The organism is Micromonospora sp. NPDC049900 (genome assembly GCF_044461025.1).
Lineage (GTDB): Bacteria > Actinomycetota > Actinomycetes > Mycobacteriales > Micromonosporaceae > Micromonospora.
This window is the reverse complement of the sequence record NZ_JBITKM010000019.1, coordinates 47907-72554: the sequence shown is the minus strand read 5'-3', so window position 1 is coordinate 72554 and position 24648 is coordinate 47907. Positions and strand designations below refer to the sequence as shown.

At 72.1% G+C, this 24648-nt stretch carries 22 protein-coding genes; 5 read left to right on the top strand and 17 right to left on the bottom strand.

The genetic code is table 11. The features are described from left to right. Positions 1-39: 39 nt before the first annotated feature. The gene (locus ACIBMZ_RS27440) at positions 40-1431 is read left to right on the top strand and encodes an acyltransferase (protein WP_396698671.1); all 1392 of its coding nucleotides are present in this window, start codon (positions 40-42) and stop codon (positions 1429-1431) included. Here the strand turns inward: ACIBMZ_RS27440 and ACIBMZ_RS27435 are convergent. After that, positions 1403-2893: a CoA-acylating methylmalonate-semialdehyde dehydrogenase gene (locus ACIBMZ_RS27435; protein ID WP_396698698.1), complete on the bottom strand. Its 1491-nt coding sequence runs from the start codon at positions 2891-2893 to the stop codon at positions 1403-1405. The genes ACIBMZ_RS27440 and ACIBMZ_RS27435 overlap by 29 nt on opposite strands. A gap of 56 nt (positions 2894-2949) precedes the next feature. Next, a complete protein-coding gene (locus tag ACIBMZ_RS27430) occupies positions 2950-4251 on the bottom strand; it encodes an aspartate aminotransferase family protein (RefSeq protein ID WP_396698669.1) in 1302 nt (433 codons plus the stop codon). Between the two features lie 169 nt (positions 4252-4420). On the opposite strand from ACIBMZ_RS27430, the gene ACIBMZ_RS27425 reads away from it, so the two are divergent. After that, positions 4421-5491, top strand: coding sequence for a hypothetical protein (locus tag ACIBMZ_RS27425; RefSeq protein ID WP_396698667.1), 1071 nt, complete (start codon positions 4421-4423; stop codon positions 5489-5491). A gap of 9 nt (positions 5492-5500) precedes the next feature. On the opposite strand, the gene murD is transcribed toward ACIBMZ_RS27425, so the two are convergent. Beyond that, entirely contained in the window at positions 5501-6850 is a 1350-nt protein-coding gene (gene murD / locus ACIBMZ_RS27420) for a UDP-N-acetylmuramoyl-L-alanine--D-glutamate ligase (RefSeq protein ID WP_396698665.1), read from the bottom strand. Between the two features lie 89 nt (positions 6851-6939). Here murD and ACIBMZ_RS27415 point away from each other — a divergent pair, with 89 nt between their 5' ends. After that, positions 6940-8295, top strand: coding sequence for a hypothetical protein (locus ACIBMZ_RS27415; RefSeq protein ID WP_396698663.1), 1356 nt, complete (start codon positions 6940-6942; stop codon positions 8293-8295). 273 nt (positions 8296-8568) lie between these two features. On the opposite strand, the gene ACIBMZ_RS27410 is transcribed toward ACIBMZ_RS27415, so the two are convergent. Continuing rightward, entirely contained in the window at positions 8569-10365 is a 1797-nt protein-coding gene (locus ACIBMZ_RS27410) for a PucR family transcriptional regulator (protein WP_396698661.1), read from the bottom strand. A 31-nt stretch (positions 10366-10396) separates the two neighbouring features. Next, a complete protein-coding gene (locus ACIBMZ_RS27405; protein ID WP_396698659.1) occupies positions 10397-11203 on the bottom strand; it encodes a TrmH family RNA methyltransferase in 807 nt (268 codons plus the stop codon). Between the two features lie 214 nt (positions 11204-11417). Here ACIBMZ_RS27405 and ACIBMZ_RS27400 point away from each other — a divergent pair, with 214 nt between their 5' ends. Continuing rightward, positions 11418-12008 (top strand): DUF4231 domain-containing protein, encoded by a 591-nt coding sequence (locus ACIBMZ_RS27400; protein ID WP_396698657.1) that lies wholly within the window; start codon positions 11418-11420, stop codon positions 12006-12008. A 145-nt stretch (positions 12009-12153) separates the two neighbouring features. Here ACIBMZ_RS27400 and ACIBMZ_RS27395 read toward each other — a convergent pair whose 3' ends face one another. Both ACIBMZ_RS27395 and ACIBMZ_RS27390 read right to left on the bottom strand, forming a co-directional pair. Next, positions 12154-12519, bottom strand: a complete 366-nt coding sequence (locus tag ACIBMZ_RS27395; protein ID WP_396698655.1) for a hypothetical protein — start codon at positions 12517-12519, stop codon at positions 12154-12156. Between the two features lie 539 nt (positions 12520-13058). Next, positions 13059-13313 (bottom strand): hypothetical protein, encoded by a 255-nt coding sequence (locus tag ACIBMZ_RS27390; RefSeq protein WP_396698653.1) that lies wholly within the window; start codon positions 13311-13313, stop codon positions 13059-13061. A gap of 255 nt (positions 13314-13568) precedes the next feature. Here ACIBMZ_RS27390 and ACIBMZ_RS27385 point away from each other — a divergent pair, with 255 nt between their 5' ends. Further along, positions 13569-14018 (top strand): hypothetical protein, encoded by a 450-nt coding sequence (locus ACIBMZ_RS27385; protein WP_396698651.1) that lies wholly within the window; start codon positions 13569-13571, stop codon positions 14016-14018. Here the strand turns inward: ACIBMZ_RS27385 and ACIBMZ_RS27380 are convergent. From ACIBMZ_RS27380 to ACIBMZ_RS27335, 10 genes are read right to left on the bottom strand one after another with little or no spacing between them, the layout of a single operon-like run. Continuing rightward, positions 14015-15097 carry a DNA glycosylase AlkZ-like family protein gene (locus ACIBMZ_RS27380; protein ID WP_396698649.1) on the bottom strand — a complete coding sequence of 361 codons (1083 nt, stop codon included), beginning with the start codon at positions 15095-15097 and terminating at the stop codon, positions 14015-14017. The genes ACIBMZ_RS27385 and ACIBMZ_RS27380 overlap by 4 nt on opposite strands. A gap of 9 nt (positions 15098-15106) precedes the next feature. Continuing rightward, positions 15107-15940, bottom strand: coding sequence for an SMP-30/gluconolactonase/LRE family protein (locus tag ACIBMZ_RS27375; RefSeq protein ID WP_396698647.1), 834 nt, complete (start codon positions 15938-15940; stop codon positions 15107-15109). Then, positions 15940-16743: an SDR family NAD(P)-dependent oxidoreductase gene (locus ACIBMZ_RS27370; RefSeq protein ID WP_396698645.1), complete on the bottom strand. Its 804-nt coding sequence runs from the start codon at positions 16741-16743 to the stop codon at positions 15940-15942. The genes ACIBMZ_RS27375 and ACIBMZ_RS27370 overlap by 1 nt, the downstream gene beginning before the upstream one ends. Next, positions 16740-17741 carry an ABC transporter ATP-binding protein gene (locus ACIBMZ_RS27365; protein WP_396698643.1) on the bottom strand — a complete coding sequence of 334 codons (1002 nt, stop codon included), beginning with the start codon at positions 17739-17741 and terminating at the stop codon, positions 16740-16742. Before ACIBMZ_RS27365 ends, ACIBMZ_RS27370 begins: the two co-directional genes overlap by 4 nt. Further along, positions 17734-18726 carry an ABC transporter ATP-binding protein gene (locus tag ACIBMZ_RS27360; RefSeq protein WP_396698641.1) on the bottom strand — a complete coding sequence of 331 codons (993 nt, stop codon included), beginning with the start codon at positions 18724-18726 and terminating at the stop codon, positions 17734-17736. Before ACIBMZ_RS27360 ends, ACIBMZ_RS27365 begins: the two co-directional genes overlap by 8 nt. A gap of 39 nt (positions 18727-18765) precedes the next feature. Further along, positions 18766-20283, bottom strand: coding sequence for an ABC transporter substrate-binding protein (locus ACIBMZ_RS27355; protein ID WP_396698639.1), 1518 nt, complete (start codon positions 20281-20283; stop codon positions 18766-18768). Between the two features lie 41 nt (positions 20284-20324). Next, a complete protein-coding gene (locus ACIBMZ_RS27350) occupies positions 20325-21203 on the bottom strand; it encodes an ABC transporter permease (RefSeq protein ID WP_396698637.1) in 879 nt (292 codons plus the stop codon). Beyond that, positions 21203-22126, bottom strand: a complete 924-nt coding sequence (gene nikB, locus ACIBMZ_RS27345) for a nickel ABC transporter permease (protein ID WP_396698635.1) — start codon at positions 22124-22126, stop codon at positions 21203-21205. Before nikB ends, ACIBMZ_RS27350 begins: the two co-directional genes overlap by 1 nt. A 37-nt stretch (positions 22127-22163) precedes the next feature. Beyond that, complete coding sequence (locus ACIBMZ_RS27340; protein WP_396698633.1) at positions 22164-23600, bottom strand: aldehyde dehydrogenase family protein; 1437 nt, start codon at positions 23598-23600, stop codon at positions 22164-22166. Then, positions 23597-24586: a Gfo/Idh/MocA family protein gene (locus ACIBMZ_RS27335; protein WP_396698631.1), complete on the bottom strand. Its 990-nt coding sequence runs from the start codon at positions 24584-24586 to the stop codon at positions 23597-23599. Before ACIBMZ_RS27335 ends, ACIBMZ_RS27340 begins: the two co-directional genes overlap by 4 nt. Positions 24587-24648 lie beyond the last annotated feature (62 nt).

The window sequence follows — 24648 nt, the reverse complement described above, 5'->3', positions numbered from 1 at the left end:
AGCCGTCCGCTGTACGCCACGGGCGCATACCCTCGGATCATGCGCCGCCTGGCCCGACTCGCCGCACGGACGCCGGCTGACCGCGAGCGCTACCTGGACCTGCTGCGCGCCTTGGCGATCATCATGGTCGTCCTCGGACACTGGGCGGTCGCGACGATCGGCTACGACGAGCACGGACAGCCCGACGGCCACTCCGCCCTGCCCGCGATCCCGTGGGCCCTTCCCCTGACCTGGGCGGTCCAGGTGATGCCGGTCTTCTTCCTGGTCGGCGGCTACGCCAACGCCGCCTCGCTGGCCGCGCACCGCAGCCGTGGCGGCGACGCGACCGGGTGGCTGTTGGGGCGCAGCGCCCGGTTGCTGCGCCCGACCAGCGCGTTGGTGCTGGCGCTGGCCGGAAGCGCGCTGGTGGCCCGGCTGGTCGGGGCCGAGCCGCACATGGTCCGCACCGTCGTCTGGTTCGCCACCATCCCGCTGTGGTTCCTCGCCGCCTATCTCGTGGTGGTGCCGCTGACCCCGCTCACGTACGCGCTGCACCGCCGTTTCGGACTGGCCGTGCCGATCGCGTTGGCGCTGCTCGTGGCCGCCGGGGACCTCGGGCGGGCGACCGGCCACGAGACGGCGGCCCTGCCCAACTACCTGCTCGGCTGGCTGGCCGTGCACCAGGTCGGCTTCGCCTGGTACGACGCCCGCCGAGGGCACTGCGACCCGAGCGGGAACGGCACGGCCCGGCCACGAAGGGCGCACCGATGGACCAGATGCCTGCCGATGTCCCGCCGCGCCGCCCTGGTCCTGACCGTCACCGGTCTGGGCGTCGCGGTGCTGCTCACCGGGCCGGGCCCGTACCCGATCAGCATGATCAACATCCCCGGCCAGCGACTGGACAACGCCGCCCCGCCGAGCATCGCGCTACTGGCCGTGGCCACGGCCCAACTCGGGCTCATCCTGCTGCTGCGCGAGCGGGCCGAACGGTGGCTGCACCGCAGCCGACCCTGGCAGGCCGTGATCGCCGTCAACTCGGTCGTGCTGACCGTCTTCCTGTGGCACCTGAGCGCGGTGATCCTGCTGGTCGGCGCACTGGACCGGCTGGGTCTCCTGCCCACCCCGTCGGCCGGGTCGGCGGCCTGGCTCGCCTGGCGGCTGCCCTGGGTACTGCTGCTCACCGTGGTACTCGCCGCCCTGGTCGCGGTCTTCGGCCCGATCGAGGCCCGCACCGGCCGCTCCACCCCGACGGACGGCCGGCCCACCAGTCGCTGGGTGGGTGTCACGGCCGTCGCCGCTTTCGGCGCCGTCGGGTACGCCCTGGTGGCCAACAGCGCCACCGCCAAGACCGCACCGGAGCCGCTCGGGCTGCCGGTCGCCGCCCTGGTCGCCTACCTGGCCGGTGCGGGTGTCCTGCGCCTGCTCAGGTCTGGGTGGGGAAGCCGAGGTTGACCCCGCCGTGGCGGGGGTCCAGCCACCTGCTGGTGACCACCTTGCCCCGGGTGAAGAACGCCACCCCGTCGGCACCGTGCGCGTGCAGGTCGCCGAAGAGGGACGCCTTCCAACCGCCGAACGAGTAGTACGCCATCGGCACCGGGATCGGCACGTTGACGCCGACCATGCCGGCCTCCACCTCGTGCTGGTAGCGGCGGGCCGCCCCGCCGTCGTTGGTGAAGATCGCCGTGCCGTTGCCGTACGGGCTGGCGTTGACCAGTTCCACCGCCTCGTCGTACGAAGCCACCCGCAGCACCGACAGCACCGGACCGAAGATCTCGTCGGTGTAGATCGACATGTCCGGGGTGACCCGGTCGAACAGGGTCGGGCCCAGCCAGAAGCCATCCGGGTCGCCGTCGGGCGTCACGTTCCGCCCGTCGACCACCGCCACCGCCCCGGCGGCCACCCCCGCCTCGACGTAGGCCCGGACCCGCTCCGCGTGCGCGGCAGTGACCAGCGGACCCATGTCGCAGCCACGCCGCCCGTCACCGGTGCGCAGCCCGGCCATCCGGTCCGCGATCCGGGCCACCAGGTCGTCGGCGACCGGCTCCACCGCGACCAGCGCCGAGATCGCCATGCACCGCTCCCCCGCCGACCCGAACCCGGCGTTGACCGCCGCGTCGGCGGCCAGGTCCAGATCCGCGTCGGGCAGCACCACCATGTGGTTCTTCGCGCCGCCGAGGGCCTGCACCCGCTTACCGGCCGTGGTGCCGCGCTGGTAGACGTGCCGGGCCACCGGGGTGGAACCGACGAACGACACCGCCTTGACCGTCGGGTGATCCAGCAGCGCGTCGACGGCCTCGGCGTCGCCGTTGACCACGTTCAGTACCCCGTCGGGCAGGCCGGCCTCGGCGAACCACTCCGCCAGCAGCAGCGCCGCGCTCGGGTCCTTCTCGCTCGGCTTGAGCACCACGGCGTTACCGGCGGCGACCGCCACCGGCACGAACCACAGCGGCACCATCACCGGGAAGTTGAACGGGCTGATCACCGCGACCACGCCGAGTGGCTGCCGCAGACTGTACGAGTCGACCTCGGTGGAGACGTTCTCGCTGAAACCGCCGCGCAGCGCCGACGGGATGCCGCAGGCGTACTCGATGACCTCCAGGCCGCGCTGCACCTCCCCGGCGGCGTCGGCGAGCACCTTGCCGTGCTCGGCGGTGATCACCTCGGCGAGCCGGTCCCGGCGGGCGTTGACCAGCTCCCGGAAGGCGAACAGCACCGCCGTCCGCTTCGCCAGCGACGCGTCGCGCCAGGTCCGCGCGGCGCGCTCGGCCGCCTCGACGGCGACCGTCACCTCCGCGACGGAGGCCAGCTCCACCTGCCCGGTACGCCGACCGGTGGCCGGGTCGAAGACGTCCCCACGCCGGGTCGAGGTGCCGCTGACCCGCTTACCGTCCACGAAGTGCCCGATCAGGTTCAGGGCACCGCCTTCCGTTCGCGACTGCGGGGCTCGCAGAACCGGCTCACTCCTCGCGCTCACCGAACCTCCTCGCTGACGGCGGCCCGGATCGCCTCGACCAGGATGGCCAGCCCCTCGCGGGCCTCCTCCTCGGTGAGCGTCAGCGGCGGTCCCATCCGCAGCACGTTGCCGTAGAGCCCACCCTTGCCGACGAGCAGCCCACCCTGCCGGCACGCCTCGAACACCCGCCCGGTCAGCGCCGGGTCCGGCTCGCCGCTGCCCGGACGGACGAACTCCACGGCCAGCATCAGGCCCTTGCCGCGTACCTCGGCGACCTGGTCGAGACCGGCCACCGCCGCGCGCAGGCCGTCGCCGAGGACCGCACCGACCCGGGCGGCGTTGGCCTGTAGGTCGTGGTCGAGCAGGTAGTCCAGGACGGCGTTGCCGGCGGCGGTGCTGAGCGGGTTGCCGCCGTAGGTGGAGAAGCTGATCGCCGGCACCGACTCCAGCACCTCCGCCCGGCCGACCACCCCGGCCAGGGCGAACCCGTTGCCGACGCCCTTGGCGAAGGTGAGCAGGTCGGGCGTGACGCCGTGGGCCTGGTAGCCCCAGAAGTGCTCGCCGGTGCGCCCCCAGCCGGTCTGCACCTCGTCGGAGATCAGCAGGATGCCGTGCTCGTCGAGGACCTTCTTCCACCCGGCGAACAGGCCGTCCGGCCCGTGCACGAACCCGCCGACACCCTGGATCGGCTCGGCGATCAGGCAGGCCACGTCGCCGGAGGTCTGGGTGGCGAGCACCTCGCGCAGATCCTCCACCGCCGCGTCGACCCGGTCGCCCTCCGGCAGCCGGGCGAGCAGGCCGCGCAGCCGCTCACCGGAGTGCAGCCAGGCCACCTGGAGCGGATTGAGCGCGCTGGCCGACCAGCCCCGGTTGCCGGTGGCGCCCATCGTCGCGTAGGTGCGGCCGTGATAGCTGTTGCGGACCGCGAGGATCTGGTGCGAGCGGCGGTAGTTGGTCGCCATCAGCAGCGCCGCCTCGTTGGCCTCGCTGCCAGAGTTGGTGAAGAAGACCCGGGCGTCCGGGATCCCGGATAGCCGGGCGATCTTCTCGGCCAACTCCACCTGCTGCCGGATCAGATAGAGCGTCGAGGTGTGCACGATCCCGGTGGACAGTTGCCGCTGCACCGCCTCGCGGATCTCGGCGATGTCGTAGCCGATCATGTTGGTCAGCACTCCGCCGAAGAAGTCCAGGTAGGTGCGCCCCTGGGCGTCGGTGACCCGGCGGCCCTCGCCGGAGACCAGTTCGATCGGCTCGGCATAGTTGAGCGGCATCCAGGACGGCAGCACGGCCCGGTGCCGGGCCAGCAGATCGTCGGTCATCGTCGCACCCTTCGGTTCGCGGTAACCGCGACGGTGTCACCACCGTCGTTGCCCGGACAAGAGCCAACGTGTCGCCCGCTGGTCGACAGCCGTTGACAGAACGTCAACGGCCGCCCACCGGCCCGCTCGACCGTCACACGCCGGGCCACCGGCCGGTACGATCCGATCCGTGCCCGAGCGTCCTCTCCCACCGCCCGTGGCCGCCCCACCCCCCGTCGCCGGACCGGCCGGAGCACCGCCGCCCACCGGCTCCCCCGATCTGGTCCCGCTGCCGGGCGGCGGTCCCACCGACCCGGCCGCCGCGATCATCGACGGCATCAACCGCTGGATCGACAGCCCGCCGATACGGGACCTGGTGGCCTGCTTCGGCGGCCGATGGCCCGGCGGCGACCTCGGTGCCACGCTGGCCGCGCTCGACGGGTTCTCCGCCACGTACTGGGACTTCCGTGCGGGCCGGGAACGACCCGAGGCCCGGGAACCCGACCTCGACGCAGGCCGCCGCGCCCGGGTCCTCGCCGCCGCCGACGCGCTCGGTCTGGTCCGGCCCCGCCCACCGGCCCACACCCGGTACGCACACCTGGTGGTGCTGGGCGGCCTGGCCCACGCCTGCCTGCGCCGGGTCGCCTACGCCGCCCACCTGCTGCGCGACCGGGTCGACGTAACCGGCGAGGTGGCGGTGCTGGGCAGCTTCCGGCCACTGTCCGAGACGGAACGCGGCACGCTCGCCGACGCCGACGTGAGCGGCGGCGACACCGAGGTCGACGTGCTCGACTCGGCGGTCCGGCGCACCTTCGGACTCCGCGAACCGGACTCCACCGACGGCGTGGACGCCGGGCATCCGCACCACTCCTGGTCGTCGCGGACCTACCGGCCGACCGGGCTACCGCCGGTGCGGGTGCTGGCCGCCCCGTCGAGCGAGCCGCAGCGGCGACGCGCGCACACCGCCGACACCCAGCGGTTCTGGGCCGAGCACGCCCGGCTCTCCCCCGGCGAACCGGTCCTGCTGGTCACCGCACCGATCTACGTACCGTTCCAGCACTGCGACGCGTTGCGCACCCTGGCGGTGCCGTACGGCTGCGAGATCGACACCGTCGGCGTGGACCCCGCCCGACCCGACCTGGACGACCTGCCGGAGCCCACCCTCACCCCCGGCCGGTATCTCCAGGAGATCCGCTCGGCCATCCGCTCCATGCGTACGCTGCACACCACCCTGGCGCAGCGACCGTCCACGAGTGCCTGACGGGCTCGGTCAGGCCGGGGCGGTGGCGCGGACCGCTTCGGCGAAGACCTCGGAGCGGTGCTCGAAGTTGCGGAAGCGGCCGTAGCTGGGCGCGGCCGGGGAGAGCAGCACCACGCCACCGGCCGGCGTGACCTGCCGGGCCAACTGGACCGCGTCGGCCAGATCCTCGACCAGCTCGGTACGCACCTTGGGCAGCCCGTCCAACGCCTCGACGATGCGTGCCCCGCTGTCCGGGATACCGATCACGGTCAGCTCCCGCTCGGCCAGGTGCTCGCGCAGCGGGGTGTAGTCCACGCCCCGGTCGGTGCCGCCGACGATCACCGTCAACGGCCGCCCGTCGTACGCGTCGATGGCGTGCATGGCCGCGTACGGGCTGGTCGCCAGCGTGTCGTCGACGAAGGTCAGACCGGACGGGTCGACGATCTCGGTCAACCGGTGGGCCAGCCCCTGGAAGCCTGCGACCGCCACGGCCAGGGTGTCCTTGCGGTCGACCAGGTCCACGCCGAGGGCGTCGAGCACGGCCAGTGCCACGCAGAGATTGCCCTCGTTGTGCCGACCGACCAACGGCAGCACCGCCCGGGGGAACAACGGCTGGTCGACCCGGTGGAACCAGGGCGTACCGTCCGGGCCGGCGGCCACGTTCACCGACTCCGCGCTGCCGGCGCGTACCGCCGCGCGGTCGCCCAACTCGACAAGCAGCCGGGGGTCGCCACCGTTGACGACCACGGTGTTCGGCCCGTACGCCAGCAGGTTGAGCTTGTCCCGGTAGTACTCCCGCTCGCCACCGTGCGCGTCGAGGTGCTCCGGGAACAGCGCGGTGACCACCGCGACCCGGGGCGAGTCGGTCAGGTCGCTGCACTGGTAGCTGGACAGCTCCAGCACGTACAGCTCGGCTTCCGGCAGGTCCAGCGTCGGTACGCCGATGTTGCCGCCGAAGACGTTCGGCCGGTCCACCGCGGTCAGCAGGTGGTGGATCAGGCTGGACGTGGTGCTCTTGCCCTTGCTGCCGGTCACCCCGACGGTGCGCGAACCGTGGTCGGCCATCCACAGCGAGGTGCCCTGGGTGACGGTGGCGCCCCGGCGGCGCAGCTCCACCAGCCACGGGTGGGTCTGCGGCACGCCCGGCGACCGGACCACCACGTCGGCAGCGGCCAACCGGACGAAGCCCTCCTCGCCGGTGACCAGCGGGGCCGCCTCCGCCAGCGGCCCCTCCCAGGGCAGCGAGAGGAAGTTGGCGCTGTCGTCGACGGCGACCAGATCGGCCGGGCCGTGGGCGGCGATCGCGATCACCGCGGCCCGGCCCTCCCGACCCGCCCCCCAGACGGCGACGGTACGTCCGCGCAGGTCAGACAGGCGCACAGCTTCTCCTCGGGTGCGACGGCAACGGGGCACGTGCGGGGTCCGGCGGAGCCGGGCACGGCCGGACGAACCAGGGCCTAGTATGGCGTGTGCCCAATACGCAACTGGCGCGGATGGACGCGTTCACCTTCCCGTCCTACTCGATCGATCTCTCGACCGGGGAGGCGTTGTTCGACTACGCCCTGACCGGGCCCGACGGCGAGCAGCGTTTCACCGAGGTGATCACGCTTCCGGTGCCGGACGAGTCGCCGTCGGACGCCGCCGTGGCGGCGCTCGGCCGGGTGCTGGAGCTGCTGCACGTGGTGGCCGGCGTCAGCTACTACAAGGCCGCCGCGCCGGGGCAGTTGGTGCTGCCGGCGCCGCTGGGCCCGGCCGCCGCCGAGTTCGTCACCGCCGTCTACACCAAGGGCCTGGCCGAGTACGCGTACCGCAACCAGTTGCCGTACGTGCTCGACCTGTCCCCGGTGATCCCGCAGGGTCGGGTCGCCGCCGTCGCCGAACACGACAACTCGGACCGGCGACCACTCAGCGCGGTCGGCGGCGGCAAGGACTCGATCGTCAGCCTGGAGGCGATGCGTCGCGCCGGCCTGGACCCGGTCCCCTTCTCGGTCAACCCCAACCACGTGATCACGGCGGTGAACGCCGCCTCCGGGCTCACCCCGTTGGCCGCCCGGCGACGCCTCGACCCGGTGCTGTTCGAGCTGAACGCGGCCGGTGCCCGCAACGGGCACATCCCGGTCACCGCGATCAACTCGCTGATCGCGGTCGCCACCGCCGTGCTGCACGGGCTGGGTCCGGTGGTCATGTCCAACGAGCGGTCCGCCTCCGACCCGAACCTGATCTGGAACGGCCACGAGGTCAACCACCAGTGGTCCAAGGGCGTCGAGGCCGAGGGGCTGCTCCGGGCGGCGCTGGCCGAGCACGCCGGGCTCACCGAACCGTACTTCTCCCTGCTGCGCCCGCTGTCGGAGCTGCACATCGCCCGACTGTTCGCCGGCATCGACCGGTACGACGACGTGGTGACCAGTTGCAACGCGGCGTTCAAGCTACGCGACGCCAGCGAGCGCTGGTGCCGCGACTGCCCGAAGTGCCGGTTCGTCTTCCTGGCCCTGGCCCCGTTCATGTCCCGCGAGCGGATCACCCGCATCTTCGGCGGTGACCTGCTCGCCGACGAGTCGCAGATCCCCGGCTACCGGGAACTGCTCGGCGTGGACGGGCACAAGCCGTTCGAGTGCGTCGGCGAGGTGGAGGAGTCGGTGGTGGCGTTGAGCCTGCTCGCCCAGCAGCCGGACTGGCGCGACGCCCCGGTCGTCCGCACCCTGGTCGCCGCCGTGCCGGACAGCGCGTGGGCCACGGCCGCCACCTCCGACGTCTTCACTCCCGGCGGCGGCCCCAGCTACGTCCCGCCCGCCTACACCAAGGCCCTGCACTCGCTGAGCGAGTGACGGGCGTCAGGCGAGCCGGTGCCGGATCGCGTAGGCCGCCGCCTCGGTGCGGTTCCGCGCACCGATCGTGCCGCACGCCCCGGCCGCGAGCGCCCCGACCCCACGCCTGGGCCTTGCCTGGGCCCGGCGATCATGGACTTGTGGTAGTCGATATCGCCACTAACGCGGCTTTTGTTCTCACCACGACTCCATGATCGACGCGGCGGGGGCGGTGCGCGGCGGAGGCCGGGCGCGGCGGGCGGGGGCGGCGGGCGGGGGCGCGGCGGGCGTGGGTCAGGAGGTGCGGATGGCGTCGAGGGCCAGCAGGGCGACGTGGAGGGAGAGGCAGGCGTCGACGGAGTCGAGGTCGACGTCGAGGATGCGGCCGATGCGGGCCAGCCGCTCGTAGAACGCCGGTCGGGACAGGTGTGCCGCGACGGCCGCCGCCGACTTGTTGCGGCCCTGCTCCAGGTACGCCCGCAGGGTGCCGAGCAGATGCTCACGCGGGTGCCGGGCGTCGTACGCCAACAATGCCCCGAGCTCACGCTCGACGAAGGTCTGCAGGCGCGGCTCGTCGCGCAGCAGGTGCAGCAGCCCGGCGAGCCCGACGTGCGGCAGCCGGAAGATCGGCAGGTCCCGCCGGTCGTTGCGGGCCGCCTCGGCGACCTGCCGGGCCTCGGTCAGCGACCGACCCGCCTCCCGCAGGCTGCCGACCCCGGAACCGGCCGCGATGATGAGCCCACCGGCGCCCCGGCCCGACTCGGCGCTCCTGCCACCGCCCACCGCCCGAGCCGGCTCGGTTCCCTTCCCGGCTCCGGCAGCCCGGGTCGTAGCCGAGTCGGAAGATCTCGACTCGGGTCGGTTCCGGCGCAGCGCGGCGGCGAACGAGGCCAGCGCCCGCTCCTCCGCCGCCGGGTCGGGCAGGGCCAGCAACGCTCCCACCGCCTGGTCGTCCACGGCACTGGTCAGGCCGGTCAGGTTCGCGTCCCGCACCGCCTGGCCCACCGCCTCGGCCAGGTCCCGCAGCCGGGCCGGACCGGGATCGTCCCCGTCACCGGTCCCGGTCGAGGCGCTCTCCGGGTCGTCGGCCCGGTGCCGGACCACCACCCCGACCAGGTGTCGGCGTTCCAACACCAGCCCGAGCCCGCGTGCCCGCAGGGCCACCTCGTCCACCGGACGGGAGCGGTCCAGCAACGCGGTGAGCAGGGTGCGGTGGATCTGTCGTTCCAGTCCCTCGGCGTCGCGCCGGATCAGTCGCCCCAGTGCCAGCGTCGACGCGGCCCGCTCGACCAGGATGGTCAACCGGTTCGGCGGCGAGACCGGACCGGTGACCGCATCCCGCGCCGAGTTCCACTCGCCCCCGCCCGGCCAGCGCAGCAACAGCCGTCCCCAGTCCTCCCCCCGGGCCCCGACCATGGTCACCAGCCAGCCGCTGTCCGGGTCGTAGACCGTACGGCCGACCGGCTGGATCCGTCGCGAATGCTGCTCCCACCGGTCGAGCAGCAACTCGGCGTTCTCCCGCGCCGGGTCGTACGCGAGCACCTGCCGGGACAGGTTCTCCAACACCACCGGACAGCCGGACAACTCGGCGGCCTGCCGGACGACCTCGCCCGGATCGGCGCCCTCCACCGACAGCTCGGTGAACCGCTGGTGGATCTCCTCCGCTGCCCGCAACTCGGTGAGCTGCGCGTCCACGATCAGTGCGTGGACCGCCTCGGTGACCCGGACGAACGGGGTGGCCCGGCGCAACTCCACCAGCGGCAACCCGTGCCGTTCGGCGGCGGCGGCCATCACCCGGGGCACCCCGGTGTGGTAGCGACGGCCCAGCTCGACCACCAGCCCGGAGACGCCGACCCCGGCGAGATCCCCGATGAAGGCGCGCAGCCCGGCATCCTCGCCGGGCAGCCCGATGCCGGTGGTCAGCACCAGTTCACCGCCGCGCAGCAGGGTGGCGATGTCCGGCACCTCGGCCACGTGCACCCAGCGCACCGGCCGGTCCAGTCCCGCCTCCCCGGCGACCAGGCGTGGCGCGCCGTGGCGGACCGGGTCCAACGCGAGGACCTCACGGACGGTAGGGAACACGGGCGACACGGTACCCGCAGGTCGGCCCGAACCTCGACGGTCAGGCGTCGTCGCGGCCCAACTCCCAGCAGGCCACGGCGGTGGCGGCGGCCACGTTGAGCGAGTCCACGCCGCGCCGCATCGGGATCACCACGCGTACGTCGCTGGCGGTCATCGCCGCCGCCGTCAACCCGGCCCCCTCGGCACCGAGCAGCAGCGCCGCGCGGGCCCGCTGCTCCGGCGTCAGCCGCTGGATGGGCACCGCGTCCGGGGCCGGGGTCATCGCCAGCACGGTGAACCCGGCGGCCCGTACCTCGTCCAGCGCCGCCGGCCAGGGCTCCAGCTTCGCGTACGGCACGGCGAAGACCTCCCCCATGCTGACCCGTACGCTACGCCGGTAGAGCGGGTCGGCGCAGGACGGCGAGAGCAGCACCGCGTCCACCCCGAGCGCGGCGACCGCCCGGAAGATCGCGCCCAGGTTGGTGTGGTTGTTGACGTCCTCCAGGATCACCACCCGGCGGGCGGTGGCGAGCACCTCGGCGGCGCTCGGCAACGGTGTGCGCCGGAACGACGCGAGGACCCCCCGGTGCACGTGGAATCCGGTGGCCTCGCGCAGCACGTCCTGGCTGGCGGCGTAGACCGGGGCGTCGCCGGTGTCCAGGTCGCCGAGTTGGTCGACCCGCTTGGCGTCGATCAGGTAGGACCGCGCCGGGTACCCGGCCCGCAGCGCCCGGCGCAGCACCAGCTCCCCCTCGGCGATGAACAGGCCGTGCGGTGGCTCCCAGCGGGTCCGCAACTCGACGTCGGTCAGCGCACGGTAGTCGCCGATCCGCTCGTCGTCGGGGTCGGTGATCAGGTGGACGGGCACCCGCCGATTCTGCCGGACCGACTTCGACGGGTGCCGTAGTGGTCCGACCCGATCCGCTCGGTGTCCCCTCGGTTTCCCAAGATCGAGGGCCGAGATGGCGGTGATCGCCAGCTTCGCACCGCGCCCGAGCCGTCACCGGCTTCCGACGCAGGAGGGGCACTCGTAGCCCCGAGTCGACCCCGCCCGGTCCGGCCTGCGACAGAGGGTGGAAGTGGTGATCGACGATGTCCATCATGGACTCATGCGGTGGTTCGGGCACAGGGAATCGGGCGTATCGCGATCAGAGAGCGGTCTCTACGAACTCGTGGGTCGACGTTCCGACCTCCCGCTCAGCGACGCGATCGTGCACTTCCGCGACTTGGTCTCGGCAGACATCGACTGGGCCGACTCTCGCAAGATTCGCTACCGGCGGGCCTTGCACCGAGTCAGAATCGCGTCTTTGGTCCTGGCCGCCGCATCGACGGTGGCGCTGGGAATCGACGGGTTCGATCAGGGCGCGAATCTCGCCCTGCCCATGGTCGCCACCGTGACCGTGCTCGGGGCGCTGGAGGGCGTCTTCGGCTGGCGGTCACGGCTGGCGATGATGGAGGAGACGCGGTACCGCTTGAACCGGCTCCGGGATGAGATGGACTACTACCTCACGGTCACTCCGTCGGAGGAGATGACCCGAACCGAGCTCGACCGATTCTTTGCCGAACAACAGACGATCTGGCGTGACGTGAGCCAGCGGTGGACCGAACTACGCGCCATGCACGCACCGCCACCCGCCAACTCGACCGCATCCCCTGGTGCGAACGGCGCCTGACCGCGTTGCCAAGCACCGTGTTGCCACCGACCCGACGGCTCACAAGCCCTCTTGAGCAGGCTCAGGGAGCTCCTTGGGGTCCGGCGAAGCCGACCTGCCCCTTGGAAAGTGACAGGTCGGCACCAGTTTCCGAGCTAGCTAGGGTTCACCGGTCTTCCTCGGACGGCTCAGACAGATCAGGCTTTCGGCCCATCGCGAGGAACCGCGCGATCTCCTCGTCAGACAGTCCTCGCTGCGCCTCTGCCAAGTCCGTGAACATCGGCACGCCCGCTGACGAGGGCTGGTCGCACCAGGTCGTGTGTTGAGCGAGACGTAGCAGGCCGGTTATCCCGCGAGACAGGGTTCCGGCCTGGCGGATAGACAGGGGAAACGCCCCGGCAGGCCGCCTGACGTCAGGGTTGGTGTCGTAGGTCTCCAGCATGACCAGCAGCGGCGCGTCCATCGGCGTGTGGGCCATGCTCAGCGCCAGTCGGAGATTGACGAACTCTCGCCAGTCGGCGGAGATCACCATAGGGCGCGAAGTGTGCGATCGAGTCGGGTGATCAGGCGTGACCTGACACCCAGGCGCGCACCATCGCGGATGCAACATACGGTTACTCACGGGTCCACTCCTTCGCAGTGGATCTAGGTCCGGGACCGGAGCTCTCATCTCCGGTCCCGGACCGCCATCAGCAGAGCCTCACGCCACTGCCTGACGTCCGGGATGCCACGGGTCTCGGCGGGAGCCTCGACGATTCATAAGTGATGAAACCGGCCCAACTAGACAGCTCCGCACACCATGACCACCCCCTCTCGACGTCCGGCGACCACATCAGCCTCACTTACCACTTCGCCACCGTCAAGTAGGCAAGTGACGAAGTGGCAACCCCCGACCTGCTTACGGTCGCCAAGTGAGACTTGCCGCGTTGGCTGACGTTGCAGAGATGCTCGGCGGCGTATCACGCACGCGTGCGACGGAGATCGTGAAGCGCCCTGGCTTCCCGAGTCCCATCGACGTGGTCGGCAACGGCCGGATGCGAATCTGGGACCGCGACGCGGTTGAGGCATGGATCAAACAGAATCGGCCACACCAGCACGCCGAGTAGCGCCCGTACCGCAGACGGCAGACCGGTCGGCCAGAACATCCACACCGCGTGCAGCTCCGGCAGCGGTACCCGGACCGGGCCGACCGCCGATTCGTATGTGTGTGACCGCAGCACCTTCCACGTACGCCTGGAACTCGTCGCCTTCGGCGAAATAGGCGAATCGAAACAGATCGACCAGCAGCAGCGTGTCGTAGCCGTCGACCGCCTTCCGCGCGCCCACCGTAGTGCCGGATGGTGGTCTGTAGGCCTGTGCGGTAGTCACCCTGCCGTCCGAGAGCCGACCACCTCGGGGCCATCTGACAGTTCACAACGGTCTACGGGTCGTCGGCGGGTCCTGAATCCATCGGCGGTCCGGGCGTCTGTCCGTCACCAGCGACCGCCAGTTGTACGACGGTCGCCCGTGTCGTACCGGCCCGCCATGATGTGGCCGGGGTGACCGCTGCGGCTCACCCGTGGACGCGAGAGGACCCGCTGGATGGACGCCGGACCACCGACCCGCCTGGCCATCGACCATGACGACTACCACGCCGAGCACGTGGGACGCACCGGCGACGGTCGGCAGTTCTTCCTCACCACCCCGTTCGAGCCCGGCACCCACGGCAACGACGACGGCCAGGAGTTCGTCGCCCTCTACCTCTTCGATGCCGACGGACGGTTCCTGGAGGCGAGGATCGACGCCTTCGGCCCGAGGGCGCTGATGGACCGCGAGGCGCGGCGGGCGGCGTACGAGGCCCGGTTGGCCGAGTTGGGCAGCGTCACCTTCGACCGCATCGAGGTCGAACCCTTCTCGGTCGACCGGTACGGCACCACCTTCGGCCTGATCCCCCGCGCGCCGGAGGAGGACGACACCTGGTGGGTCACCGTCGAGCCGGGCGACTACATGGCGTTCAGCCCGCCGTGGGATCTCGGCGAGTACGACACCTAGTCGTCGACGGTGAGTCCGAGCCAACCGGCGAGGTTCTGGATCTCGGCGTGGACGTCGGCGGTCATCGCGGCGGTGAAGGGGACATCCTCGTGAACGGCGTTGACCACGAGTCGGCCGCTCCTGCGGTCGGCGGTCGCGTCCAGTTTGCCGACGAGCCGGTCGTGATGCAGGACGGGCAGGGCGAAGTAGCCCCACCGGCGTTTCTCCCGGGGCTTGTACATCTCCAGGATGTACTCGAAGTCGAAGAGCTGCTCGGTGCGTACCCGGTCGTGGATCAGCCGGTCGAACGGGGAGAGCAACGCCGTACGCCCCTCGAAGGGCAGCCCGACGTACGCCGGGTGCACCCGCCAGACGCCCGGTACGCCCTCGACGACGGCCTCCTCTCCCGCGTCACCGACGTACGGCGACTCACCCGGCATCTGCGTACCGGCGGACCGGGCGATGCCGAGGGCCGCGAGTCGGCGCTCGTTGCGGAGCCGGACTGCGTGATCGTGATCGAGTTCGGGCAGCTCGACGGCGTGGACGCGGGCGGGGAGGTCCCAGTAGCGCTGCCGCCCCTTACGGCCGGAGATCGCGATGTGGCCGTGCAGCGCCAGGGATTCGAGCATCTTCGTCACGTTGCGGTTGTTGGTCCACCCCGACGACGGCCACGGCACGACGCTGGTGTCGGGGATGTCCCGGGAGAGCAGCGGCCCCGACTCCGCCAGCAGTGCCAGGATGTCGCGGCGGAACGACTCGTTGCCGTGCAGCCACTCCCGGATGGTCGGGTGCATCTCGGCACCGCGTGTCTCGGCGATCACGGCGGGCAGGTCGCGGGGCGAGCGGATGTAGGCGACCGTCTCCACCAGCCTCCGATCGGTCTCGACGGCCCGGACCAGATCGGCGGGGTCGTAGGTCGGGCCGATCCGGCTCCACAGCACCAGGTCGGCACTCGGCGCGATGGCCGCCGTCGGGTCGATCTGGAGGAACGTCAGGCGCTCGACGACCGCCACCAGATCGGTCGGGCGCGGTGCCGCGAGCAGTTGCGCGTGCACCGCGATCCGCCGTGCCTCACCTCTGCTCAACCGGTGCACGACCACCTGCCGACCCTACGCGCCCGACGCCCCGCCCCGCGCGAGGTCGACGGCGGTGACGGTGTCGCCGAACAGCGAGGGCACCAGCAGCCGGGTGCCGTGCAGCGCCGCGTGGGACGGCATCCGCAGCAGGTCGGGTGCCTCGATCACGGTGTCGACCCGGCCGCCGGGAGTGATCCGGACGACCCGGGAGCCCCGGGTGACCGCCAGGTAGCAGGTGCCGTCGGGGGCGACGGTGAGCCCGTCCGGTCCGTCGGCCAGCACGCCACCGGTGGCGACCGTGCGGCGGCCGGAGAGCCGACCGGGACCGACCACGTCGAAGGCCAGCAGGGTGTTGTCCCGGGTCAGCGAGACGTACAGGGTGCTGCCGTCCGGGCTGATCCCGATGCCGTTGGGATAGACCAGGTCGGTGGCGGCCACCCGGCACGTCCCGGTCTGTCCAGGTGCCGCGTAGCAGACCGAGCCGGTCGGTTCGCCGGCCGTGGCGGTGCCAGAGTCGGTGAACCAGACGCCTCCGGCGGCGTCGACGACGCAGCCGTTCGGGCGGAGCAGCCGCCGGTCGTCGGCGGTGCCGAGGCGGGCGGTGACCACGCCGTCGGAGGAGATCCGGACCAGTTCCGCCCGGGCCACGTCGCACCCGACGAGACCGTCTCCGGCGCGGGCGAGCCCGAGTATCCGTCCGCCCGTGTCGGTGAACCACTGCGCGGAGCCGTCGTCGGGGTCGATCCGGACGATCGGGCCGCGCCCCTGCGGGCTGCCCAGGGCGAGTCCGGCGTAGAGGTGCCCGTCCGCGCCGACGCAGACCGTCTCCGGGTGCGGCAGCATCCGGGCCAGCGTGGCGATCCGCATCAGTCGTCCCCGGCGTCGAGGGTGGCGGCGACGCCGGGTTCCTCCACCGGGCTGTACGCCTGGGCGCCCAGACCGCCGTCGACCGGCAGCACCACCCCGGTGATGTAGCCGGACTCCGGTCCGGCGAGGAAACCCACCGCGGCGGCGATCTCCGTGAGGGTGCCCGGGCGGCCGAGGGGGACGAGGCCGGTACGCCGGGCGACCTCCTCCGGTCCGGCGTCGTCCCAACCCGGGGTACGCACCATCGCCGGGGCCACCGCGTTGACCCGGATGCCGCGTCCGGCCAGGTCCAGCGCCAGGGCGCGGGTCATCGCCTCAAGGCCGCCCTTGCTGGCCACGTACGCCGCGTTGCCCCGGAAAGCCCGGGAGCCGCCGATCGAGGAGAGTTGCACGACGGCGGGCGCGTCCCCGACGGCGAGCAGCGGCAGCGTGGCCTGGACCAGGGCGAGCGGGGCGACGAGGTTCACCTCCAACACGCCGCGCAGGTGTGCGGCCGTCTCCCGGCCCACCGGTGCCCGGGGCGGACCGACGGCGGCGTTGTTGACCAGGACGTCGAGTCCACCCCAGTCGGCGCGGAGCCGGTCGACGGCGGCCTCGACGGCCGCCGCGTCGGTCACGTCGGCGGCCAGCCAGGTCAACCTGGTCGGGGACTCGGCCACCGGTGCTCCGGGCTCCGCAGCGACCGCCGGCTCCGGCTGCCGCCGGTCCAGCGCGGCGACCCGCCACCCCCGGGCCAGGAAGGCGGCGACCAGGGCGGTGCCGATCGCACCGGCCGCGCCGGTGACCAGGACCCGTCGGCTCACCGGGAGACCGCCGGAGCGGACACGACCGGACAGGCCCACCGGTGTCGCTCCCCGACCAGCGGCGGCCGGTGCTCGGCACACTCCGGGCGGGCCAACCAGCAGCGGGTACGGAACGGGCAGCCCGACGGCGGGTCCGCCGGGGAGGGCAGGTCACCGGCGAGCACGATCGGCTCCGGACCCTGCTGCCGCCACGGGAACGGGTCGGGCGCCGCGGAGAGCAGCGCCTGGGTGTACGGGTGGGTCGGCGACTCGAAGACCTCCCGGGCCGGGCCCTGCTCGACGACGGTGCCGAGGTACATCACCGCGACCTGATCGCTGACGTGGCGCACCACGTGCAGGTCGTGCGAGATGAACAGGTAGGACAGACCCATCTCGGCGCGCAGGTCGGCGAGGAGGTTGAGGATCTGCGCCTGGATCGACACGTCCAGCGCGGAGACCGGCTCGTCACAGATGATCAGGGCGGGTCGCATCGACAGCGCGCGGGCGATGCCGATGCGTTGCCGTTGGCCGCCGGAGAACTGGTGCGGGTACCGGTCGGCGTGGGCGGCGGTCAGCCCCACCTGTTCCAGCAACCGGACCACCTCGTCGGCCTGCTCGCGGCGCGGCACCAGGTCACGGTGGATCAACCAGCCCTCGCGGAGGATCTCCCGGACGGTCAGCCGTGGATTCAGCGAGGCGTACGGGTCCTGGAAGACGTACTGCACCCGGCGGGTGAGTTGGCGACGTTCGGCCGCGCTGAGGCGGGTCAGGTCCCGGCCGTCGAAGCGGATGGTGCCCCCGGTGGCGCGTTCCAGACCGATCAGGGCGCGGGCCGTGGAGGTCTTGCCGCAGCCCGACTCGCCGACCAGTGCCAGGGTCTCGCCGGCCCCGATCCGGAAGGAGACACCGTCGACGGCGCGGACGTGACCGACCGTGCGACGCAGCACGCTGGACCGGATCGGGTAGTGCACCCGCAGGTCCTCGACCTCCAACAGGGCCGGCTCGGTGGGGTCAGGCATCGTCGCGTACCTCCTCGGAGCGATGGCAGGCCGCGGCGCGTCCCGGGCCGTCGGCGGTGGGCAGCAGTTCCAGCGTGGGCCGCTGCTGCGTGCACAGGTCGACCCGCCACGCGCACCGGGGGTGGAACGGGCAGCCGGGTGGCAGGGCCTCCGGCGACGGCGGCGCACCCGGGATCGGAGTGAGCCGTTCGGTGGGCGCGGTGAGCGTCGGCACCGACTGGAGCAGGCTGCGGGTGTACGGGTGGGCCGGGTTCTCGTACACCTGGCGCAGTGGGCCGGTCTCGACGATGCGCCCGGCGTACATGACCGCGATGCGGCTGGCGTGCGCGGCCACCACGCCGAGGTCATGGCTGATCAGGATGAGCGCCATCCGGTAGTCGCGTTGCAGGTCGGCGAGCAGTTGCAGGATCTGCGCCTGGACGGTGACGTCGAGCGCGGTGGTCGGCTCGTCGGCGATGATCAGGCGCGGGCGCAGGGCGATCGCGATGGCGATCATGATGCGTTGCCGCATCCCGCCGGAGAGCTGGTGCGGGTAGTCGTCGATCCGGCGCGCCGGGTCGGGGATGCCGACCCGGCGCATCAGATCGAGCGCCTCGGCGCGGGCCTTGGCCTTGGACAGGCCCCGGTGCACCCGCAGCGTCTCGCCGATCTGCCGACCGATCGGGTGCACCGGGTTGAGCGAGGAGAGCGGATCCTGGAAGACCATGCTGATCTCGCCACCGCGGACGGCGCGCATCCGCCGTGCCGAGGCCGTGGTCAGCTCCGTACCGTCGAAGGTGATCCGGCCTGCGGCGATCCGGCCGGCGGGCCGGGGCAGCAGGCCGAGGATGGCCTGCGCGGTGACGCTCTTGCCGCTGCCGGACTCGCCCAGCAGGGCGAGGGTCTCCCCTTCGGCGACGTCCAGGCTGACCCCGTCCAGAGCCCGCACCGGTCCCACCCGGGAGTCGAACTCGACGACGACGTCGTGCAGGGACAGCAGGGACATCAGGTCCTCCTCGTCGGCCGGTGCACCCGGCCGGTGCGGTCAGTTCAGCGAGACACCACGGAAGTCGGGCACGTTGGTCGGCGGCGGACCGAAGCCGCTGACCCGGTCGCGCCAGGCGGCCGAGGCGGTCAGCTCGAACGGCCAGGCACCGGGCGCGTCGGCCCAGAGGATCTCCTGGGCCCGCTGGAGCTTGCGTTGCCGTTCCTGCGGGTCGAGTTCCTGGGAGGCGTCGGCGATGACCCGGTCGTACTCCTCGTTGCAGTAGCCGAGTCGCTTGGCGGCGCAGGTGTAGAGCCGACCGAGCACGAACTCCGCGTCCTGGGTGACCACGACGCCGTCCTGGATGTTCATGTCCCACTCCAGGGCCAGCAGGTCGTCGAGCCACTGCCCGGCTTCCTTCTCCTGCATCTCCACCGTCACCCCGACCTCCTTCCAGGCGCTGAGGATCGACTGGACCAGCGGCCGGATGTTGGCGCAGCAGTTCGCGCTCCACTGGATGCTGGTGGTGAAGCCGTTCGGGTAGCCCGCCTCCGCCAGCAGTTGCCGGGCCCGCTGCTGGTCGTAGGTGTAGCCGGGCAACTGCGCCGCGCCGAACACCGACTGCGGCACCGGCGCCTTGGCCAGTACGGCGCTCTCGCCGAACAGGTTCTCCTGGATGGAGGAGAAGTCGACCGCGTGCCACAGCGCCTGCCGGACCTTCGGGTCGTCCAACGGCTTGCGCGCGTTGTTCAACCAGATCACGTAGAACGTCGCGCTCGGCCCGCTCTCCACGGTCACCTGGTCGAACCCGCGTACCTGGTCGAGCTGGTCCGGCGGCAGGGAGTACGTCACGTCGATCTCACCGGTACGCAGCGCGGTGAGCCGGGCGGCGTCCTCGGAGATCTCCTGGAACTCCAACCGCTCGTACTTGGGCGCGCCGTCCCAGTACGACTCGTTGGCGACCATGTGGGCCCGCTCGCCGGAGCGGAAGTCCTCCAGCTTGAAGGCGCCGGTGCCGACCGGACGGCTCTCGATCTCACCCGACTCGATCTGGGCCTTGCTGCCGATGTACGCCATCGAGAGGTTGGTCAGCAGCGAGCCGGTGGCCCGGCTGGTGATGACCTCGACGGTCTGCTCGTCGGGAGCCTTGACCTCCTCGATGGTGGCGAACAGCGGGGCCAGGGCGGTGCTCGCCGCGAAGAGCCGGTCCAGCGACGCCTTGACGTCGGCGCTGGTCAGCGGCGACCCGTCGTGGAAGGTCACGCCCTGACGCAGGGTGAACCGGGTGGTGGTGTCGTCGACGTTCTCCCAGCTCTCGGCGAGCCGCCCGGTGATCTCGCCGCCCTCGGAGGCGACCAGCGGGTCGAACAGGTGCAGGGCCAGGGTCAGGGTGCTGCGGTCGGAGATGGCGGTGCCGTGCGGGTCGACCGAGAGCATCCGGATCGGCACCCCGACCCGCAGCGTCTGGTCCTGGTCGCCGTCACCGGAACCGCCGCCGCAGGCGGCGCCGACACCGACGAGGGTCATCGCGAGCAGGCCGGCCACCAGGGGCCGACGTGCTCTGCTTATCCATGTCATTGTCTCCTCCATCGTTCGCTCGTGAAGGGTCGGCCGCGACCTCACCGGTGCTTCAGGTGTGGATCGAGCCGGTCGCGGAGTTCGTCGCCGACCACCCCGCAGGCGACGACGAGCAGGGAGAGCGCGACACCGGGCAGGGTGGAGATCCACCACGCGTCGGCCACGTAGCCGCGGCCGTTGGCGATGGTCAGACCCCAGCTCGGGGTCGCGGTCGGAGTGCCGAGCCCGAGGAAGCTCAGGGCGGCCTCGGTGATGATCACCATGCCGAGTTCCACGGTGGCGACCACCAGCAGCGGCGCGGCACAGGCGGGCAGGATGCACCGCCAGATCAGGAAGAGCGGCCGGGCGCCGAGCACCCGGCTGGCGTCGACGTACTCGCGGTTGCGCACGGCCATGGTCTGCGCCCGGGCCACCCGGGCGAAGATCACCCAGATGGTCACCGCCAGCACCGCGATGACGTTGACCAGGCTGGGCCCGAGCAGGGCCGCGATCAGGATGGCCAACAGAATGGAGGGGAAGGCGAGCTGGATGTCGGCCAACCGCATGAGCAGGCCGTCCACCCATCCACCGACGAAACCGGCGACGATGCCGACCACGGTGCCGAACAGGCCGGAGATCAGCAGGGTCGCCACCCCCACCAGCAGGGACACCCGGGCGCCGATGAGGATCTGGCTGAGCATGCCGCGCCCGACGTCGTCGGTGCCGAACCAGGCACGGGAGCCGTCGGAGAGCACGGCACCGGGCGATTGCAGCCGGTCGGCGAGGTTGGTCTCGGTCACGTCGAACGGCACCAGCCAGGGGCCGATCACGCCGGCCAGCACGGCCAGGCCGATGATGCCCAGGCAGAGCCGGAACAGCAGCGCCGGTGGTCGGCGTCGGGACCGGGTCCGCAGGGCCGTGGTCGCAGTAGCGTCAGCCATCAGTTCACCACCCGCACGCGAGGATCGATGTACGCGTAGAGCAGGTCCACGACCAGGTTCACCAGGACGAACGCGGTGGTGACGAAGGCGATGGCGGCCTGGATCACGGTGTAGTCCCGGTTGCCGATCGCGTCCACGAGCAGCCGTCCCAGGCCGGGCCAGGAGAAGACCTCTTCGACCACGACCGTGCCGCCGAGCAGCGCGCCGAGTTGGAGCCCGGCGACGGTGACCACCGGGATCAACATGTTGCGCAGCGCGTGCCGGAAGAGCACCATGCTCTCCCGCAGGCCCTTGGACCGGGCGGTCTGGATGTAGCCCTCGCCGAGGACCTCCAGCAGCCCGGACCGGATCAACCGGACCAGGATGCTGGTGAAGGGAAGCGCCAGCGTGACCGCCGGCAGGATCAGGTGTTGCGGCGTGCTGTTGCCGGCGCTGGGCAGCCAACCGAGCTGCCGGGCGAAGATCAGCAGCAGGATGATGCCGACCCAGAAGCTCGGCAGCGACTGGCCGATCAGCGACAGCACCGAGATGGCCCGGTCGGCGACACCGCGCGGGCGCAGCGCCGCGGCGATACCGAGCAGGAAGCTGGCCACCAGCGCGATGCAGATCGCGGTCAGCGCCAGGGTGACGGTGGCGGGCAGCCGTTCGATGACCATCTCGAAGGCGTCCCGGTTGTGCCGGAACGACTGTCCGAAGTCGAGTTGGGTCACCCGGCCGAGGAAGGTGGCGTACTGGATCACGACGTTGCGTTCCAGGCCGAGTTCCCGGCGGGCGTCGGCGACCTCCTCGGCGGTGGCGTCGGGGCCGAGGATGACGCTGACCGGGTCACCGGGCACCAGCCGGACCACCGCGAAGACCAGGGTCAGCGCGCCCCACAGGATGACGACGGCGAGCAGGAGTCTCCGGATCGTGTAGTTGATCAAAGGTTCACCACCTTCCGGTTCTGCCGCTGGGGCGGGGTCACGGGCGGGACAGGGAGAGGGTCTGCTGCTGGCAGACCGCGCGGACGACGGCCGGGACACCCACCCGGCCGGTCCCGGAGTCCTTGCCCTCCCAGCCGCCGAAGGGCAGGTGCAGTTCCCAGTAGGTGGAGCGGTCGTTGACGACGACGCTGCCGAACTCCAGGTCGTCGAGGGCGTCCAGGGCCCGACCCAGGTCGGCGGTGAAGACGGCGGTGGACAACCCGTACCCGCTCCGGTTGGCCTCGGCGACCAGCTCCGACTCGGGCAGCGGGACGATCGGGGCGACCGGCGCGAAGGACTCCTGGCGGCTCAGTGCCGCGTCCACCGCGACGTCGCCGACCACGGTGGCCGGCAGGTACTGCCCGGTGGGGAAGCCGGACAGGTGCCGGCCGCCGGTGAGCACCCGGGCTCCGCCGCCGGCCGCCGCACCGACCTGCTCCTCGAACCGGGTGGCCAGCGCGGGCAGATGGACCGGCCCGAGCACGGTGGCGGGCTGGTAGGGGTCGCCGGTCGGGTAGTCCCCGGCGCGGGCGGCGACCGCCTCGGCCAGTGGACCGGCGATCCGCGCGTCGGCCAGCACCCGACCACCGGCACTGCAGATCTGGCCCGAGGCGGTGAAGCAGGAGACGGCGATCGCCTCGGCGGCGTGCGCCAGGTCGGCGTCGGCGAAGGCGATGATCGGGCCGTTGCCGCCGAGTTCGAGCAGGAGTCGTTTGCCGGCCGCCCGTCGGCCCACCGCCGTGCCGGTGGCGGTGCTGCCGGTCAGCCCGACGCCCACCACCTGCGGATGGCCCACCAGGTACTCGGCCACGCTCGTGTCGTCCGTGGCGACCAGGGTCACCTGCCCCTCGGGCAGGCCCGCCTCGACCATGCACCGCAGCACCAGGTCGGCGGAGGCCACCGTGGTCGGTGCCGGCTTCCAGACGGCGGCGTTGCCGGTGGCCACCAGCGGACCGAGGTACTCGACCGGGATGTTCACCGGGAAGTTCCAGGGGGTGACCACGGCCCACACGCCGGTCGGCCGCCATCGGGTCGTCACCAGCTTGTCGGTGGCGGCGACCGGTGGCGTACGCCCGGCCAGCCGGATCGCCTCCTCGCCGGCCAGCCGGAAGCCCTCGGCGGCCTTGTCCACCTCGGCCAGCGTGCCCTGGTAGGTACGCCCGGTCTCGGCGGTGACCAGGGCGGCGATCTCCTCGCGTCGGACGGTCAGCCGGTCGGCCACGGCCAGGCAGCGGTCCCGGCGCGCGTACGGGCTGCTGCGCCGGTCGGCGACGACCGCCGCCGACGCGGCCCGGACGGCTTCGTCCACCGTGTCCGGTCCGGCCCGGTGCACCTCGGCCACGACCTCGCCGTCGACCGGGCTACGCACCTGGTAGCGCCCGGCGGCCGGGTCGGTGTACCGGCCGCCCAGCCAGGATCGGACGTCGGCGGTCACCGGGTGTCTCCGGCCCCGACCGGCGCGCCGTCGGCGGCCAGCGAGGCGTGGATCATCTCGACCACCCGGACGGCGGCGAGGCCCTCCTCACCGGGCACCGGCGCGGGCGCGCCCTCCTCGGCGGCCCGGACGAACTCCTCCACCTCGGTGCGGATGTTGGACACGCCGCTGGCGCCGCGACTGGGCCAGTTGCGGGTGTCGCCGTTGACCGCCCCGTCCGCCGTGGCGTGCAGCAGGTCGACGTGCCCGAGGTCGATCTCGACTGAGCCGTGCTCACCGACCACCCGCAACCCGGCCAGCGCCCGGTTGGGTCGTCCGTCGGGCAGCGTCCAGTTGTTCTCCATCGAGCCGATGACGTCGCCCTCGTAGCGGACGGTGGCGTAGACCGCGTCGGCGTGGGCGGAGAGCACCGCCCGACCGAGGGCGGCCACCCGGACCGCGGTGAGCCCGGTGACGAAGCGGACCAGGTCGGCGTCGTGGATGCCGAGGAACCACGCGACGCTGGTGCGTTCGGAGGGTCGTACGGCCACCGTGCGGGTGGTGTCGCGCCAGACGTCGACGTGCCACAGGGGACCGAGCTCGCCGGAACGGACCAGCTCGCGGGCGCGGATCACCCGGGGGTCGAAGCGCAGGATGTGGCCGACCGAGAGGGCGTGCGGGTCGGGTCGGGCGTCGAGGATCCGCTGCGCGTCCGCGGAGCTGGTGGCCAGTGGCTTCTCGACCAGCACCCGGACGCCGGCCCGCAGGAACGGGATGGTGGTCTGCGGGTGCAGGTGGTCCGGGGTGCAGACGCTGACCACGTCCACCCGGTCGAGCAGTTCGGCGATGTCACGGTGCACCGGTACGCCGAACCGGTCGCGGAGCGGCTGTTCCGCGGCGGGATCCGGCTCGACCAGACCGACCAGGTCGACCCGTGGGTGCTGGTGGTAGATCCCGGCGTGGAGCTGACCCATCCAGCCCATCCCCACGACTGCCGCTCTCAACATCGTCTCTCCGTCTCTCGCGGTTCGGTCGGCCCGGATGCAGCCAGCGCAACCTGTTGCAGGGA

Bases quoted from the DNA above. Each gene is read 5' to 3' on its own strand.
- ACIBMZ_RS27385 (WP_396698651.1), top strand. From the start codon at position 13,569: ATGGACGCCGGACCACCGACCCGCCTGGCCATCGACCATGACGACTAC.
- ACIBMZ_RS27350 (WP_396698637.1), bottom strand. From the start codon at position 21,203: ATGGCTGACGCTACTGCGACCACGGCCCTGCGGACCCGGTCCCGACGC.
- ACIBMZ_RS27395 (WP_396698655.1), bottom strand. From the start codon at position 12,519: ATGGTGATCTCCGCCGACTGGCGAGAGTTCGTCAATCTCCGACTGGCG.
- ACIBMZ_RS27375 (WP_396698647.1), bottom strand. From the start codon at position 15,940: ATGCGGATCGCCACGCTGGCCCGGATGCTGCCGCACCCGGAGACGGTC.
- ACIBMZ_RS27430 (WP_396698669.1), bottom strand. From the start codon at position 4,251: ATGACCGACGATCTGCTGGCCCGGCACCGGGCCGTGCTGCCGTCCTGG.
- ACIBMZ_RS27335 (WP_396698631.1), bottom strand. From the start codon at position 24,586: ATGTTGAGAGCGGCAGTCGTGGGGATGGGCTGGATGGGTCAGCTCCAC.
- ACIBMZ_RS27365 (WP_396698643.1), bottom strand. From the start codon at position 17,741: ATGCCTGACCCCACCGAGCCGGCCCTGTTGGAGGTCGAGGACCTGCGG.
- ACIBMZ_RS27440 (WP_396698671.1), top strand. From the start codon at position 40: ATGCGCCGCCTGGCCCGACTCGCCGCACGGACGCCGGCTGACCGCGAG.
- ACIBMZ_RS27360 (WP_396698641.1), bottom strand. From the start codon at position 18,726: ATGTCCCTGCTGTCCCTGCACGACGTCGTCGTCGAGTTCGACTCCCGG.
- ACIBMZ_RS27355 (WP_396698639.1), bottom strand. From the start codon at position 20,283: ATGACATGGATAAGCAGAGCACGTCGGCCCCTGGTGGCCGGCCTGCTC.